General features: G+C 56.6%; 12 protein-coding genes and 7 tRNA genes. 18 read left to right on the top strand and 1 reads right to left on the bottom strand.

The window, feature by feature from the left end; genetic code table 11:
• Positions 1 to 52 precede the first annotated feature (52 nt).
• From GQR96_RS07145 to GQR96_RS07105, 9 genes are all read left to right on the top strand, one after another.
• Positions 53 to 805: an HAD-IIA family hydrolase gene (locus tag GQR96_RS07145; protein ID WP_004885918.1), complete on the top strand. Its 753-nt coding sequence runs from the start codon at positions 53 to 55 to the stop codon at positions 803 to 805.
• A gap of 278 nt (positions 806 to 1,083) precedes the next feature.
• Positions 1,084 to 2,748, top strand: a complete 1,665-nt coding sequence (asnB, locus tag GQR96_RS07140; RefSeq protein WP_004885914.1) for an asparagine synthase B — start codon at positions 1,084 to 1,086, stop codon at positions 2,746 to 2,748.
• A 237-nt stretch (positions 2,749 to 2,985) separates the two neighbouring features.
• A tRNA-Met gene (locus GQR96_RS07135) sits at positions 2,986 to 3,062 on the top strand.
• Positions 3,063 to 3,071: 9 nt separating this feature from the next.
• Positions 3,072 to 3,156 (top strand) — tRNA-Leu (locus tag GQR96_RS07130).
• A 23-nt stretch (positions 3,157 to 3,179) separates the two neighbouring features.
• Positions 3,180 to 3,254, top strand: a tRNA-Gln gene (locus GQR96_RS07125).
• Between the two features lie 36 nt (positions 3,255 to 3,290).
• Positions 3,291 to 3,365 (top strand) — tRNA-Gln (locus GQR96_RS07120).
• 23 nt (positions 3,366 to 3,388) lie between these two features.
• A tRNA-Met gene (locus tag GQR96_RS07115) sits at positions 3,389 to 3,465 on the top strand.
• Positions 3,466 to 3,512: 47 nt separating this feature from the next.
• Positions 3,513 to 3,587: transfer RNA gene (locus GQR96_RS07110), tRNA-Gln, on the top strand.
• A 76-nt stretch (positions 3,588 to 3,663) separates the two neighbouring features.
• A tRNA-Gln gene (locus GQR96_RS07105) sits at positions 3,664 to 3,738 on the top strand.
• Positions 3,739 to 3,857: 119 nt separating this feature from the next.
• On the opposite strand, the gene ubiF is transcribed toward GQR96_RS07105, so the two are convergent.
• Positions 3,858 to 5,033, bottom strand: a complete 1,176-nt coding sequence (gene ubiF, locus GQR96_RS07100) for a 3-demethoxyubiquinol 3-hydroxylase (protein ID WP_023319974.1) — start codon at positions 5,031 to 5,033, stop codon at positions 3,858 to 3,860.
• Between the two features lie 179 nt (positions 5,034 to 5,212).
• Here ubiF and miaB point away from each other — a divergent pair, with 179 nt between their 5' ends.
• The 9 genes from miaB (at position 5,213) to GQR96_RS07055 (ending at position 14,568) form a co-directional block, all read left to right on the top strand.
• Positions 5,213 to 6,637: a tRNA (N6-isopentenyl adenosine(37)-C2)-methylthiotransferase MiaB gene (gene miaB, locus GQR96_RS07095; RefSeq protein ID WP_004885906.1), complete on the top strand. Its 1,425-nt coding sequence runs from the start codon at positions 5,213 to 5,215 to the stop codon at positions 6,635 to 6,637.
• A 153-nt stretch (positions 6,638 to 6,790) separates the two neighbouring features.
• A complete protein-coding gene (locus tag GQR96_RS07090; RefSeq protein ID WP_004176871.1) occupies positions 6,791 to 7,837 on the top strand; it encodes a PhoH family protein in 1,047 nt (348 codons plus the stop codon).
• Positions 7,834 to 8,307 (top strand): rRNA maturation RNase YbeY, encoded by a 474-nt coding sequence (gene ybeY / locus GQR96_RS07085; protein ID WP_002894722.1) that lies wholly within the window; start codon positions 7,834 to 7,836, stop codon positions 8,305 to 8,307. The genes GQR96_RS07090 and ybeY overlap by 4 nt, the downstream gene beginning before the upstream one ends.
• A gap of 146 nt (positions 8,308 to 8,453) precedes the next feature.
• Positions 8,454 to 9,332, top strand: a complete 879-nt coding sequence (corC, locus tag GQR96_RS07080; protein WP_004197606.1) for a CNNM family magnesium/cobalt transport protein CorC — start codon at positions 8,454 to 8,456, stop codon at positions 9,330 to 9,332.
• 127 nt (positions 9,333 to 9,459) lie between these two features.
• A complete protein-coding gene (gene lnt, locus GQR96_RS07075) occupies positions 9,460 to 10,998 on the top strand; it encodes an apolipoprotein N-acyltransferase (protein ID WP_065904981.1) in 1,539 nt (512 codons plus the stop codon).
• A gap of 354 nt (positions 10,999 to 11,352) precedes the next feature.
• Positions 11,353 to 12,264 (top strand): amino acid ABC transporter substrate-binding protein, encoded by a 912-nt coding sequence (locus tag GQR96_RS07070; protein ID WP_004885900.1) that lies wholly within the window; start codon positions 11,353 to 11,355, stop codon positions 12,262 to 12,264.
• 164 nt (positions 12,265 to 12,428) lie between these two features.
• The gene (locus tag GQR96_RS07065; protein ID WP_002894709.1) at positions 12,429 to 13,169 is read left to right on the top strand and encodes an amino acid ABC transporter permease; all 741 of its coding nucleotides are present in this window, start codon (positions 12,429 to 12,431) and stop codon (positions 13,167 to 13,169) included.
• Positions 13,169 to 13,843, top strand: coding sequence for a glutamate/aspartate ABC transporter permease GltK (gene gltK, locus GQR96_RS07060; protein ID WP_002894707.1), 675 nt, complete (start codon positions 13,169 to 13,171; stop codon positions 13,841 to 13,843). Before GQR96_RS07065 ends, gltK begins: the two co-directional genes overlap by 1 nt.
• Positions 13,843 to 14,568 carry an amino acid ABC transporter ATP-binding protein gene (locus GQR96_RS07055; protein ID WP_065904982.1) on the top strand — a complete coding sequence of 242 codons (726 nt, stop codon included), beginning with the start codon at positions 13,843 to 13,845 and terminating at the stop codon, positions 14,566 to 14,568. The genes gltK and GQR96_RS07055 overlap by 1 nt, the downstream gene beginning before the upstream one ends.
• Positions 14,569 to 14,874: the final 306 nt, after the last annotated feature.

The raw sequence follows: 14,874 nt of genomic DNA, 5'->3' as shown, positions 1-14,874 counted from the left end.
CCTCATCAATGACGCGTATAGTTTCGTCTTTGATAATGATTCTGGACCCACCATGACCATTCAAAACATAATTTGTGATATTGACGGTGTGCTGATGCACGATAACGTCGCCGTTCCCGGCGCTGCCGAGTTTATCAAGCGCATCCTCGAGAAAGGCATGCCGCTGGTGATGCTGACCAACTACCCGTCGCAAACCGGCCAGGATCTGGCGAACCGTTTCGCCACCGCCGGGATTGAGGTTCCGGATAGCGCCTTCTACACCTCGGCGATGGCGACGGCCGATTTTCTGCGCCGCCAGGAAGGTAAGAAAGCCTATGTGGTGGGTGAAGGGGCGCTGATCCACGAGCTGTACAAAGCCGGCTTTACCATTACCGACGTCAACCCGGATTTTGTCATCGTCGGGGAAACCCGCTCCTTTAACTGGGAGATGATGCATAAGGCGGCCTTCTTTGTCGCCAATGGCGCCCGCTTCATTGCCACTAACCCGGATACTCACGGTCGCGGCTTCTACCCGGCCTGCGGCGCCCTGTGCGCCGGGATCGAGAAGATCTCCGGCCGTAAGCCGTTTTACGTCGGTAAACCCAGCCCGTGGATCATCCGCTCAGCGCTGAACAAAATGCAGGCCCACTCCGAACAGACGGTGATTGTCGGCGACAATCTGCGCACCGACATTCTGGCTGGCTTCCAGGCGGGGCTGGAGACCATTCTGGTGCTCTCCGGAGTCTCAACCCTCGACGACATCGACAGCATGCCGTTCCGCCCGTCGTGGATCTACCCCTCCGTCGCGGAAATCGATATTTTCTAATGTCAGCCACGTCTCAGGACGTGGTTGTTCATTTTTGACGCCTGCCAAAAGTACCATATCTAATAAAAACGGCTTAAAATTGCGTATTCTTCAATGAAGCCGTTCAAAAGATACTCTTTTTTTACTATTCAACAATCGCAGTTGCGTTTTTTCTTTTTCCAGCCGTAAAACCCTTGCGCCTGCTCCCCCTTTACGGCATTTTCTTAAGCACGCACTCAGGCTTCGCCACGAGACGAAGCCAGCACAACATCAAACACGACAGGGTAATGGAGAAGGCTATGTGTTCTATTTTTGGCGTACTGGATATTAAAACTGACGCAGGCGAGCTGCGTAAAAAGGCGCTGGAGCTTTCCCGCCTGATGCGCCATCGCGGTCCGGACTGGTCTGGCGTGTATGCCAGCGACAAAGCGATTCTGGCGCACGAGCGCCTGTCGATTGTCGATGTCAACGCCGGCGCTCAGCCGCTGTACAACGCCGAAAAAACCCATGCGCTGGCCGTTAACGGCGAAATCTACAACCATCAGGCGCTGCGCGCGGAATATGGCGACCGCTATCAGTTCCAGACCGGCTCCGACTGCGAAGTGATCCTCGCGCTGTATCAGGAAAAAGGCCCGGCGTTCCTCGACGACCTGCAGGGGATGTTCGCCTTCGCCCTGTACGACAGCGAAAAAGACGCGTACTTAATTGGCCGCGACCATATCGGCATTATCCCGCTGTATATGGGGCATGATGAACACGGCAACTTCTATGTCGCTTCCGAAATGAAAGCCCTGGTGCCGGTGTGCCGCACCATTAAAGAGTTCCCGGCGGGTAGCTACCTGTGGAGCAAAGACGGTGAAATTCGCCAGTACTATCAGCGCGACTGGTTCGATTACGACGCGGTAAAAGACAACGTTACCGATAAGAACGAGCTGCGCCAGGCACTGGAAGAGTCGGTGAAAAGCCATCTGATGTCCGACGTCCCCTACGGCGTGCTGCTCTCCGGCGGCCTTGATTCTTCGGTCATCTCCGCCATCACCAAGAAATTTGCCGCCCGTCGCGTCGAAGATCAGGAGCGTAGCGAAGCCTGGTGGCCGCAGCTGCACTCCTTCGCGGTCGGTCTGGAAGGCTCTCCTGACCTGAAAGCGGCGCAGGAAGTGGCTAACCACCTCGGCACCGTGCACCATGAAATTCACTTTACCGTCCAGGAAGGGCTGGATGCGATCCGCGACGTTATCTATCACATCGAAACCTACGATGTGACCACTATTCGCGCTTCGACGCCGATGTACCTGATGTCGCGGAAAATTAAAGCCATGGGCATCAAAATGGTGCTTTCCGGCGAAGGCTCGGACGAAGTGTTCGGCGGCTACCTCTACTTCCATAAGGCGCCGAACGCCAAAGAATTGCACGAAGAGACGGTACGTAAGCTGCAGGCGCTGCATATGTTTGACTGCGCCCGCGCCAACAAAGCGATGTCCGCCTGGGGCGTGGAAGCCCGCGTGCCGTTCCTTGACAAGAAGTTCCTCGACGTGGCGATGCGCATCAACCCGCAGGATAAGATGTGCGGCAACGGCAAAATGGAAAAACACGTGCTGCGCGAATGCTTTGAATCCTATCTGCCGGCCAGCGTTGCCTGGCGGCAGAAAGAGCAGTTCTCTGACGGCGTCGGCTACAGCTGGATCGATACGCTGAAAGAAGTGGCCGCGAAACAGATCAGCGACCAGCAGCTGGAAACCGCAAGCTTCCGCTTCCCGTACAACACGCCGACCTCCAAAGAAGGCTATCTGTACCGCGAGATCTTCGAAGAGCTGTTCCCGCTGCCAAGCGCGGCGGAGTGTGTTCCTGGCGGTCCGTCGGTGGCCTGCTCTTCTGCTAAAGCCATTGAGTGGGATGAAGCATTCAAAACCATGAACGATCCGTCAGGCCGCGCGGTAGGCGTCCACCAGTCGGCCTATAAATAAGCCCTGACAGGCGTTGAAACGCGAAACGGACCCTCCGGGGTCCGTTTTCTTTTTGCGGGAATTATGCCGCTGAAAAACGATAAATAACCAATAATTGCCGATTATTGCAGCGAGCTGTTCGCAACCTAACCAAACAGTCACATTACAACGATTTTCCTTGAAAAAGAGGTTGACGCTCGCAGGCCCAATACGCATAATGCGCCCCGCAACGCCGATAAGGTTACGCGAAAAAAAGATGGCTACGTAGCTCAGCTGGTTAGAGCACATCACTCATAATGATGGGGTCACAGGTTCGAATCCCGTCGTAGCCACCATCTTTTTTTGCGGGAGTGGCGAAATTGGTAGACGCACCAGATTTAGGTTCTGGCGCCGCAAGGTGTGCGAGTTCAAGTCTCGCCTCCCGCACCATTCACCAGTCAGCGTTGTACGGATGGGGTATCGCCAAGCGGTAAGGCACCGGTTTTTGATACCGGCATTCCCTGGTTCGAATCCAGGTACCCCAGCCATATTTCTTCGATATTTGCGGGTCACCGCGACGGTATTGGGGTATCGCCAAGCGGTAAGGCACCGGTTTTTGATACCGGCATTCCCTGGTTCGAATCCAGGTACCCCAGCCATCGAAGAAACAGTAAGACAATTTGGCTACGTAGCTCAGCTGGTTAGAGCACATCACTCATAATGATGGGGTCACAGGTTCGAATCCCGTCGTAGCCACCATATTCGGGACGTATCGATACACATCGATAAATCCGCAAACAATTTGTTGGGGTATCGCCAAGCGGTAAGGCACCGGATTCTGATTCCGGCATTCCGAGGTTCGAATCCTCGTACCCCAGCCAAATTAAAAAGTCGTTCAGCAATGAACGCACTGTTGCTCTTAAACCGGGATAGTGTCGGTCAGGCGCAACAGACAATTGGGGTATCGCCAAGCGGTAAGGCACCGGATTCTGATTCCGGCATTCCGAGGTTCGAATCCTCGTACCCCAGCCACTTAAATGCAAAAAAGCCCACCTCGGTGGGCTTTTTTGCTATTGGCGTATAGCCATCCTGGCGCGTCACTGACTGCCGGGCAGGCGCTTTCCACTACGCCCCCGCCCGGGAAGCCGGAGTTACAAGCCTAACGCATACTTCAGCGCCTGACGCTTCAGCACCCCGGCGCGTTCGGCCGCCATCAGGCCAATATTACGCAGCATCCGCACCGGCGCCAGGTCATTGCTGAATCCGGCGTAAAACAGATCCATCCCCGACTGCATAATAAAATTATCCGCCCGCCGCCGCGCCTGGTAGCGCTTGAGCACCGGCAGGCTGGCCCACTCTTCGCCTCGGCCGCGCGCTTGCGCCAGGATCTCCAGCAGGGCGTCGACATCGCGATAGCCAAGGTTAACCCCCTGCCCCGCCAGTGGATGAATGGTGTGCGCCGCATCGCCCACCAGCGCCAGACCGGGCTGAACATACTGCAGCGCATGACGCCGGGTGAGCGGGAAGGCGCCGGCCGCCTGCGGCGTCACCCGTCCGAGACGCGCCGGGAAATGGCGGGCGATCTCCTGCTGAAGCTGGGGCATGGACATGCCCTGTAGCTGACGGATCCGCGCCGGGGCGTCATACCACACCAGCGAGGCCCAGTTGTCGAACAGCGGCAGGAAGGCGCGCGGTCCGCTGGGGGTAAACTGCTGCCAGGTGCTGTCGCCGGGATCGTCGGCGCATTGGACGCTGATGAGCATACAGGACTGCTGATATTGCCAGGCATGCACGCCGATGCCGGCCATCTCCCGCACCTGAGAGCTGGCGCCGTCGGCGCCGATAACCAGCCGGGCGTGGATCGTCTCCCCCTCGCGTAAACGCAGCGCCGTCTGCGCCTCGCCGCGCTGCATCGCCTCCAGTTCGCCGCCAACGCGGAGGGTAACCCCTTCGTGCGCCGCCAGCGCTTGCCACAGGCCCCACTGCAGGACCTTGTTCTCAACCATATAGCCCAGCTCTGGGAGCTTGAGCTCTGCGGCGTCAAAGGCGACGTGCGCGCTCTCCCACTCCCAGGTCTCCAGACGACGGTAAGCGTGGACGCGCATCGCCCGCACGGCATCCCAGACGTCAAGGCTTTTCAGCAGGCCGACCGAGGCCGCGCTGATCGCCGAGATCCGCACATCCGGGGCGGATGCCGGATCGAAAGCCGGGGGCGCCGTTTTCTCAAGCACCGTCACGGTAAATCCCTGTTGCGCCAGCCCTAACGCCAGGGCGCCGCCGACCATGCCGCCGCCCACGATGGCGACATCTGTTGCGTGAATTGTCATGGCTATTATCCTTAAAGCAGAATCCGTTAAGTTTACCGGATTTTTCGCCCTCTTGCGGTGATAACGCTCGCACTGGTCAGGGGGCGACCAAAGCATTACAATACGCGCCCTGGAATGCGAAATTCACCCTGTATATATCCCCGCGTTTTGGATATCTATTACTGAGCATGAGCAAGTCAATGACAAAAAAACTCCATATTAAAACCTGGGGCTGTCAGATGAACGAGTATGATTCATCAAAGATGGCCGATCTGCTGGATGCGACACATGGGTATCAACTGACCGAAGTGGCGGAAGAAGCAGATGTGCTGTTGCTCAATACCTGCTCAATTCGTGAGAAGGCCCAGGAAAAAGTTTTCCATCAGCTTGGACGCTGGAAGCTGCTGAAAGAGAAGAACCCGGACCTGATTATTGGCGTTGGCGGCTGCGTGGCCTCCCAGGAAGGCGACCATATTCGTCAGCGCGCGCACTATGTCGATATTATTTTCGGGCCGCAAACCCTGCACCGCCTGCCGGAGATGATTAACTCTGTGCGCGGCAACCGCAGCCCGGTGGTTGATATCAGCTTCCCGGAAATTGAAAAATTCGATCGCCTGCCAGAACCGCGCGCCGAAGGCCCGACCGCCTTTGTCTCGATTATGGAAGGCTGCAACAAATACTGCACCTACTGCGTGGTGCCCTACACCCGCGGTGAAGAAGTCAGCCGCCCGTGCGACGATATCCTGTTTGAAATCGCCCAACTGGCGGCGCAGGGCGTGCGTGAAGTCAACCTGCTGGGCCAGAACGTGAACGCCTGGCGCGGTGAGAACTACGACGGCACCACCGGCAGCTTTGCCGATCTGCTGCGCCTGGTGGCCGCTATCGACGGCATCGACCGCATTCGCTTCACCACCAGCCATCCGATCGAATTTACCGACGACATCATCGACGTCTATCGCGATACGCCGGAGCTGGTGAGCTTCCTGCACTTGCCGGTGCAGAGCGGTTCCGACCGCGTGCTGAACCTGATGGGACGGACCCATACCGCGCTGGAGTATAAAGCGATTATTCGTAAGCTGCGTGAAGCGCGTCCGGATATTCAGATAAGCTCAGACTTTATCGTCGGCTTCCCCGGCGAAACCACGGAAGATTTCGAAAAGACGATGAAGCTTATCGCCGACGTCAATTTCGATATGAGCTACAGCTTTATCTTCTCCGCCCGTCCGGGCACCCCGGCGGCCGATATGGTCGACGACGTGCCGGATGCAGACAAGAAACAGCGTCTGTATATTCTGCAGGAGCGCATCAACCAGCAGGCGATGGCCTGGAGCCGTCGCATGCTCGGCACGGTACAGCGCATCCTGGTGGAAGGCACGTCGCGCAAGAACATCATGGAGCTCTCCGGGCGTACGGAGAACAACCGGGTGGTCAATTTCGAAGGCACCCCGGACCTCGTCGGCAAGTTTGTCGATGTCGAAATCGTCGATGTTTACACCAACTCGCTGCGCGGCAAAATCGTGCGCACCGAAGCGGAGATGGGTCTGCGTATCGCTGAATCACCCGAATCAGTGATTGCCCGCACCCGTAAAGAGAACGATCTTGGCGTGGGTATCTATCAGCCGTGATCCCTTCAGGCCTGTCGGTTCCGGCAGGCCTTGTAATTCCTCTCTCCGTCCCTATATCTACAGCAATGCTTGCGCCATTTTCCTGTGACGTAAATAATTTCCTGATTAGCCGGCCACGCGCCGCGTCCGGCCACCTGCGTAAAGAGGAACAGTTTGAACATAGACACTCGTGAAATTACCCTGGAGCCAGCGGATAACGCACGCCTGTTAGCCCTGTGCGGCCCGTTTGACGACAACATCAAACAGCTGGAGCGTCGGTTAGGCATTGAGATCAACCGCCGTGACAATCACTTTAAGCTGACCGGACGCGCCCTTTGCGTACACGCCGCCGCCGATATTCTGCGCAGCCTGTATGTCGACACGGCGCCGATGCGCGGTCAGATTCAGGATATTGAACCAGAGCAGATCCATCTGGCGATCAAAGAGGCGCGCGTGCTTGAGCAAAGCGCCGAGAGCGTGCCGGAGTACGGAAAAGCCGTCAATATCAAGACCAAGCGCGGGGTGATCAAACCGCGTACGCCGAACCAGGCGCAGTACATCGCCAATATCCTCGATCACGACATCACCTTCGGCGTGGGTCCGGCGGGTACCGGGAAAACCTATCTGGCGGTGGCGGCGGCGGTTGATGCGCTGGAGCGTCAGGAGATCCGCCGCATTCTGCTGACCCGTCCGGCCGTCGAAGCGGGTGAAAAGCTCGGCTTCCTGCCCGGCGATCTGAGCCAGAAGGTCGACCCGTATCTGCGCCCGCTGTACGACGCGCTGTTCGAGATGCTCGGCTTTGAGAAGGTGGAAAAGCTGATTGAGCGTAACGTCATCGAAGTGGCCCCGCTGGCCTATATGCGCGGACGGACGCTGAATGACGCCTTTATCATTCTTGATGAAAGCCAGAACACCACCATCGAGCAGATGAAAATGTTCCTGACCCGCATCGGCTTTAACTCCAAGGCGGTGATCACCGGCGATATCACGCAGATTGACCTGCCGCGCAGCACCAAATCCGGTCTGCGCCACGCCATCGAAGTGCTGGCGGAAGTCGATGAGATCAGCTTTAACTTCTTCCATAGCGAAGACGTGGTCCGCCATCCGGTGGTCGCCCGCATCGTGAACGCCTATGAGGCATGGGAAGCCGCAGACCAAAAACGTAAAGCAGAACTGGCCGCCGAGCGCAAACGCGAAGCCCAGGAACAGGAGCAAAAATGAGTCAGGTGATCCTCGATTTACAACTGGCCTGCGAAGAGACCAGCGGCCTGCCGGACGAAGCCCTTTTTCAACGCTGGGTCGACGCCGTCATTCCGCCGTTTCAGGAGGAGTCAGAGTTAACGATTCGTCTGGTCGACGTTGCAGAAAGCCATGAGCTGAACCTGACCTATCGCGGCAAGGATAAGCCGACCAACGTCCTCTCTTTCCCGTTTGAAGCGCCGCCGGGGATTGAAATGCCGCTGCTCGGCGATCTGATCATTTGCCGTCAGGTGGTGGAGCAGGAAGCCAGCGAGCAAGGTAAACCGCTGGAGGCGCACTGGGCGCATATGGTGGTGCACGGCAGCCTGCATCTGCTGGGCTACGATCACATCGAAGATGACGAAGCGGAAGAGATGGAAGGCCTCGAAACAGAGATAATGCTTGCTCTGGGCTATGAGGACCCGTACATTTCCGAGAAGATTGCTGAATAGCCCCCTGCCGGATCGTGGCGCTTGCGCCTCATCCGGCCGCTGTTCATGCATTTTACCCGCCTGAACGTCAGGCAACCCATGCCGTCCGGCGCTGAGTTTACGCGCGACGAGCGACATTAAATCAACATGAGAACCCAAACGACGCCATGAGCGACGACAATTCACACAGTAGTGACACAGTAAACAGCAAAAAGGGATTTTTCTCCCTGTTACTCAGCCAGCTCTTTCACGGGGAACCGAAAAACCGCGATGAACTGCTGGCGCTGATCCGTGATTCCGGGCAGAACGACCTTATCGATGAAGATACTCGTGACATGCTCGAAGGGGTAATGGATATCGCCGACCAGCGGGTCCGCGACATTATGATCCCCCGTTCACAAATGATTACCCTGAAACGCAATCAGACGCTGGACGAGTGCCTCGATGTCATCATCGAATCCGCTCACTCGCGCTTCCCGGTCATCAGTGAAGATAAAGATCACATCGAAGGGATTCTGATGGCCAAGGATCTGCTGCCGTTTATGCGCAGCGACGCCGAAGCCTTCAGCATGGAAAAAGTGTTACGGCCGGCGGTTGTCGTTCCGGAAAGCAAGCGGGTCGACCGCATGCTGAAAGAGTTTCGCTCACAGCGCTACCATATGGCGATCGTTATTGACGAATTCGGCGGCGTCTCCGGTCTGGTGACCATCGAGGATATCCTTGAGCTCATCGTCGGGGAAATTGAAGACGAGTACGACGAAGAAGAAGATATCGATTTCCGCCAGCTGAGCCGCCATACCTGGACGGTACGCGCCCTGGCCTCCATCGAAGACTTCAACGACGCCTTCGATACGCACTTCAGCGATGAAGAAGTGGATACCATTGGCGGGCTGGTAATGCAGGCCTTTGGCCACCTGCCAGCTCGCGGCGAATCTATCGACATTGATGGTTACCAATTCAAGGTAGCAATGGCAGATAGTCGTCGTATCATTCAGGTGCATGTTAAGCTGCCGGATGATGCTCCCCAGCCGAAGCTGGAAGAGTAAGCGGCGGCGCTGAAGGTCACGGCCAGCCGGGAGACAGACCGTGGCGATACTCGGTTGTCCCCTCCCCCGGCTGGCAAACAGCATAGCCTGTGGCAACAGGCGTTAATTTACGGGACGATTAGCCTAAATGGTATTTGCCTCTCTTCTTGAACGCCAGCGCGTACGTCTGCTGCTGGCGCTGCTTTTCGGAGCCAGCGGAACGCTGGCTTTTTCACCTTACGACTTCTGGCCCGCGGCAATTATTTCACTGGTCGGTCTGCAGGCGTTAACCCTCAACCGCCGCCCGCTGCAAAGCGCCGGCATCGGCTATTTCTGGGGACTTGGCCTGTTCGGCACGGGAATCAACTGGGTTTATGTCAGTATCGCGCAGTTTGGCGGTATGCCGGGTCCGGTTAACGTCTTCCTCGTCGTTTTGCTTGCGGCCTATCTGTCGCTCTACACCGGCCTGTTTGCCGGCCTGCTCGCCCGGCTTTGGCCCAAAACCAGCTGGCTACGGGTGGCGATCGCCGCTCCCGTCGTCTGGCAGATCACCGAGTTCCTGCGCGGTTGGGTGCTGACCGGCTTTCCGTGGCTGCAGTTCGGCTATAGCCAGATCGACGGCCCGCTGAAAGGCCTGGCGCCGGTGATGGGGGTTGAGGCGATCAACTTCCTGCTGATGATGGTTAGCGGCCTGCTGGCTCTGGCCCTCGTGCAGCGCAACGGGAAGGCGCTGGTGATCGCCGCGGTGCTGTTCGCCCTGCCGTTCCCGCTGCGCTATATCCAGTGGTATCAGCTGCTGCCGGAGCGCGCGACGCAGGTCTCGCTGGTGCAAGGCGATATCCCGCAGGCCATGAAGTGGGACGAGAACCAGCTGGTTAATACCCTGAAAACCTACCTGGCGCTGACCCAACCGCATATCGGCCACTCGCAGCTGATTATCTGGCCTGAATCGGCGATCCCGGATCTGGAGATCAACCAGCAGCAGTTCCTCAGCATGATGGACGATCTGCTGCGCGCAAAAGACAGCTCGCTGATCACCGGCATCGTCGACGCGCGTCTTAATAAGCAGAATCGCTACGACACCTACAACACCATCATTACCCTCGGCAAAGATAACCCGTACCGCTACGACTCGACCAACCGCTACAACAAGAACCATCTGGTGCCGTTCGGCGAGTTTGTACCGCTGGAGTCGATTCTGCGTCCGCTGGCGCCATTCTTCGACCTGCCGATGTCCTCCTTCAGCCGCGGTCCCTACGTGCAGCCGCAGCTGATGGCGCATAACCTGAAGCTGACCGCGGCCATCTGCTACGAGATCATCCTCGGGGAACAGGTGCGGGATAACTTCCGTCCGGATACCGACTTCCTGCTGACCATCTCTAACGACGCCTGGTTCGGCAAGTCCATCGGCCCGTGGCAACACTTCCAGATGGCGCGGATGCGCGCCCTGGAGCTGGCCCGCCCCCTGCTGCGCAGTACCAACAACGGCATTACCGCCGTGATCGGCCCGCGCGGCGAGATCCAGAAGATGATCCCGCAGTTTACCCGTGAGGTGTTGACCACCACCGTGACGCCCACCAGCGGCATGACCCCTTACGCTCGCACTGGCAACTGGCCGCTGTGGGCGCTGACGGCGCTGCTCGGCTTCGGTGCGCTGCTGATGAGCCTGCGTCAGCGTCGCCGATAAGTTCTCTACCGGCGACGCCCGTCGCCGGCTTTTTTCTTCCCGTCATTTGCCACCCTGGCACAGTCATTGCTTTATTTAATCGGGTAGCGCCGTCCTCCGGCCCAGTGCAACCGGGTTGCACCATAAACGATCGGTGGTCGCGCTATTTTGGTGCAATGGAAGATATTTGCCTCCCATTGGTGCGGAGCGCTTCGCAAAAATAAACAATAAAGCAGCAAAATATTTACATTAAGCCAAACTAAATGCTAACAAACACATACAAATGCGGCACGTGGATGCGTGCCCCTAATAACAACACACACAATCACAATGGGTATCAATAGCGTCGGTGACGCTGCGGATAAGGAGTTGGATATGCAATTACGTAAACTGGCCACGGCAATGCTGGTAATGGGAATGACCGCTGGTCTGGCGCAGGCGGAAGATGCTGCCCCGGCGGCTGGCCAGAGCACTCTGGATAAGATCGCGAAAAATGGCGTTATCGTTGTCGGCCATCGCGAATCTTCCGTCCCTTTCTCTTACTACGATAACCAACAGAAGGTTGTGGGTTACTCTCAGGACTACTCCAACGCCATCGTCGATGCCATCAAGAAAAAACTGAACAAACCCGATCTGCAGGTCAAACTGATCCCGGTCACCTCGCAGAATCGTATTCCGCTGCTGCAGAATGGCACCTTTGATTTCGAGTGCGGCTCTACCACCAACAACCTCGAGCGCCAGAAACAGGCGGCCTTCTCCGATACTATCTTCGTCGTCGGCACCCGTCTGCTGGTGAAGAAAGGCGGCCCGATCAAAGATTTCCCGGACCTGAAGGATAAAGCGGTCGTCGTCACCTCCGGGACCACCTCTGAGATCCTGCTGCATAAGCTGAACGATGAGAAAAAAATGAATATGCGCATCATCAGCGCCAAAGATCATGGCGACTCTTTCCGTACTCTGGAAAGCGGACGCGCGGTGGCCTTTATGATGGATGACGCTTTGCTGGCCGGCGAACGCGCCAAGGCGAAGAAACCGGATAACTGGGAAATCGTCGGCACCGCGCAGTCGAAAGAAGCCTATGGCTGCATGCTGCGTAAGGACGATCCGACCTTCAAGGCATTGGTCGATGAAACCGTTGCCCAGGCCCAGACCTCTGGCGAAGCGGCGAAGTGGTTCGACAAATGGTTCAAAAACCCGATTCCGCCAAAAAATCTTAACCTGAACTTCGAGCTGTCGGACGACATGAAAGCGCTGTTCAAATCACCTAATGACAAAGCACTGAACTAATTATAACAACCAGGGGCGGGATATCCTGCCCTCCCGATGATTGTCACAGCACGGACAGACTATACGGCGGCTGGTCGTTCCCCAGCCGCCGCGAATACCGAAACAAGCTGGACAACCGTCTTCGAGGGTAGCAATGGCTACCCTTTTTTTTCCAGGAGTCATGTATGTCAATAGACTGGAACTGGGGGATATTCCTGCAACAGGCCCCCTTCGGCAACACTACCTACCTGGGCTGGCTGTGGAGCGGTTTTCAGATCACCGTCGCCCTCTCCATCTCGGCCTGGATCATCGCTTTTCTCGTCGGCTCGCTGTTCGGCATTTTACGCACGGTCCCCAATCGCTTCCTCTCGGGCATTGGCACCTGCTATGTCGAACTGTTTCGCAACGTGCCGCTGATCGTGCAGTTCTTTACCTGGTACCTGGTGGTGCCGGAATTCCTGCCGGAAAATATCGGCATGTGGTTTAAATCGGAGCTGGACCCAAACATTCAGTTCTTTGTCTCCTCCATGCTGTGCCTGGGGCTGTTTACCGCCGCTCGCGTCTGCGAGCAGGTACGCGCCGCTATCCAGTCGCTGCCGCGCGGGCAAAAGAACGCCGGTCTGGCGATGGGGTTGACCCTGCCGCAAACCTACCGCTACGTGCTGCTGCCGAACGCCTATCGCGTTATCGTGCCGCCGATGACCTCGGAGATGATGAACCTGGTGAAAAACTCGGCCATCGCCTCCACCATCGGTCTGGCCGATATGGCCGCGCAGGCGGGCAAACTGCTGGACTACTCCGCTCATGCCTGGGAGTCTTTTACCGCCATCACCCTGGCCTATGTTTTCATCAACGCGGTGATTATGCTGATTATGTATGTGGTCGAGCGTAAGGTTCGCCTGCCTGGCAATATGGGAGGCAAATAATGTACGATTTTGACTGGAGTTCGATCGTTCCCTCCATGCCCTACCTGCTGGCAGGGCTGGTGATCACCCTGAAGATTACGGTGATCGCCATCGTGGTCGGCATCGTCTGGGGCACCCTGCTGGCGGTCATGCGCCTGTCCAGCTTTCTGCCGCTGGCCTGGTTTGCTAAATCCTACGTTAACGTGTTCCGTTCTATCCCGCTGGTGATGGTTCTGCTGTGGTTCTACCTGATTGTCCCGGGCTTCCTGCAGAACGTGCTGGGACTGTCGCCGAAAACGGATATTCGCCTGATCTCGGCGATGGTGGCCTTTTCGATGTTCGAGGCCGCCTACTATTCAGAGATTATCCGCGCCGGTATCCAGAGCATCTCCCGCGGCCAGTCAAGCGCCGCGCTGGCGCTGGGAATGACCCACTGGCAGTCGATGCGGCTGGTGATCCTGCCGCAGGCCTTCCGCGCCATGGTGCCGCTGCTGTTAACCCAGGGGATCGTCCTGTTCCAGGATACCTCGCTGGTGTATGTATTGAGCCTCGCCGACTTCTTCCGTACCGCCTCCACGATTGGCGAGCGTGACGGGACCCAGGTCGAAATGATCCTGTTCGCGGGCGGCGTCTATTTTGTGATTAGCCTCAGCGCCTCGCTGTTGGTCAGCTGGTTGAAGAAAAGGACTGTGTAATGATTACCCTGAAAAACGTTTCAAAATGGTATGGTCACTTTCAGGTGCTGACCGATTGCTCCACGGAAGTGAAAAAAGGCGAAGTCGTGGTGGTCTGCGGGCCGTCAGGCTCCGGTAAATCCACGCTGATTAAAACCGTAAACGGCCTTGAGCCGGTGCAGCAGGGGCAGATTATCGTCGATGGCACCGTGGTTAACGATAAAAAGACCAATCTTGCCAAACTGCGCTCGCACGTCGGAATGGTGTTTCAGCATTTTGAACTGTTCCCGCACCTGTCGATTATCGACAACCTGACGCTGGCGCAGGTTAAGGTTCTCAATCGTGACAAAACGTCGTCGCGCAAGAAGGGTCTCAAGCTGCTGGAGCGCGTTGGCCTGGCGGCGCACGCGGAAAAATATCCGGCGCAGCTCTCCGGTGGCCAGCAGCAGCGCGTGGCCATTGCCCGAGCCCTGTGTATGGACCCGATCGCTATGCTGTTTGATGAGCCCACCTCAGCGCTCGACCCGGAGATGATCAACGAGGTACTGGACGTCATGGTGGAACTGGCCAACGAAGGGATGACCATGATGGTAGTGACCCATGAAATGGGCTTCGCCCGTAAGGTGGCCAACCGGGTGATCTTTATGGATGAAGGAAAGATAGTCGAAGATGCCGATAAAGAGGCCTTCTTCGCCAATCCACAATCCGATCGCGCTAAAGATTTCCTCGCCAAAATTCTGCATTAATCGTTATTCGCTGCGCATACCACCCGGTATGCGCAGTTTATCTTTCCCGCCATATTATTCGCCAATATTATTTGTGCGCGCCATTACCGCCAATATCATTTACATAATAAATAAACTTCAGCGAGACAAGCTGAACTTATTTATTAAATCGATCAATTCATAAAAAAATCACTAATGAATTCGTGGACCGGTATTTCCACCACCGCTAGCATATAACGCCTCGTAACAGGTTCGTCGCATGATTATGGAATTAATTAAATATAATATCCTTGCCTGACCTTGCCTGCGCCGAAATAAAGGCCATCA

Origin of the sequence: Klebsiella sp. PCX (assembly GCF_021869705.1) — a bacterium.
In the GTDB taxonomy this organism is placed as follows: domain Bacteria; phylum Pseudomonadota; class Gammaproteobacteria; order Enterobacterales; family Enterobacteriaceae; genus Klebsiella; species Klebsiella quasipneumoniae.
This window is presented reverse-complemented; position numbering and strand designations above follow the sequence as displayed.

What these genes read in the sequence shown, in the direction of transcription:
- GQR96_RS07145 (WP_004885918.1), top strand. Translation starts at nt 53, where the DNA reads ATGACCATTCAAAACATAATTTGTGATATTGACGGTGTGCTGATGCAC.
- miaB (WP_004885906.1), top strand. Translation starts at nt 5,213, where the DNA reads ATGACAAAAAAACTCCATATTAAAACCTGGGGCTGTCAGATGAACGAG.
- GQR96_RS07055 (WP_065904982.1), top strand. Translation starts at nt 13,843, where the DNA reads ATGATTACCCTGAAAAACGTTTCAAAATGGTATGGTCACTTTCAGGTG.
- asnB (WP_004885914.1), top strand. Translation starts at nt 1,084, where the DNA reads ATGTGTTCTATTTTTGGCGTACTGGATATTAAAACTGACGCAGGCGAG.
- GQR96_RS07065 (WP_002894709.1), top strand. Translation starts at nt 12,429, where the DNA reads ATGTCAATAGACTGGAACTGGGGGATATTCCTGCAACAGGCCCCCTTC.
- ubiF (WP_023319974.1), bottom strand. Translation starts at nt 5,033, where the DNA reads ATGACAATTCACGCAACAGATGTCGCCATCGTGGGCGGCGGCATGGTC.
- lnt (WP_065904981.1), top strand. Translation starts at nt 9,460, where the DNA reads ATGGTATTTGCCTCTCTTCTTGAACGCCAGCGCGTACGTCTGCTGCTG.
- corC (WP_004197606.1), top strand. Translation starts at nt 8,454, where the DNA reads ATGAGCGACGACAATTCACACAGTAGTGACACAGTAAACAGCAAAAAG.
- GQR96_RS07070 (WP_004885900.1), top strand. Translation starts at nt 11,353, where the DNA reads ATGCAATTACGTAAACTGGCCACGGCAATGCTGGTAATGGGAATGACC.
- ybeY (WP_002894722.1), top strand. Translation starts at nt 7,834, where the DNA reads ATGAGTCAGGTGATCCTCGATTTACAACTGGCCTGCGAAGAGACCAGC.
- gltK (WP_002894707.1), top strand. Translation starts at nt 13,169, where the DNA reads ATGTACGATTTTGACTGGAGTTCGATCGTTCCCTCCATGCCCTACCTG.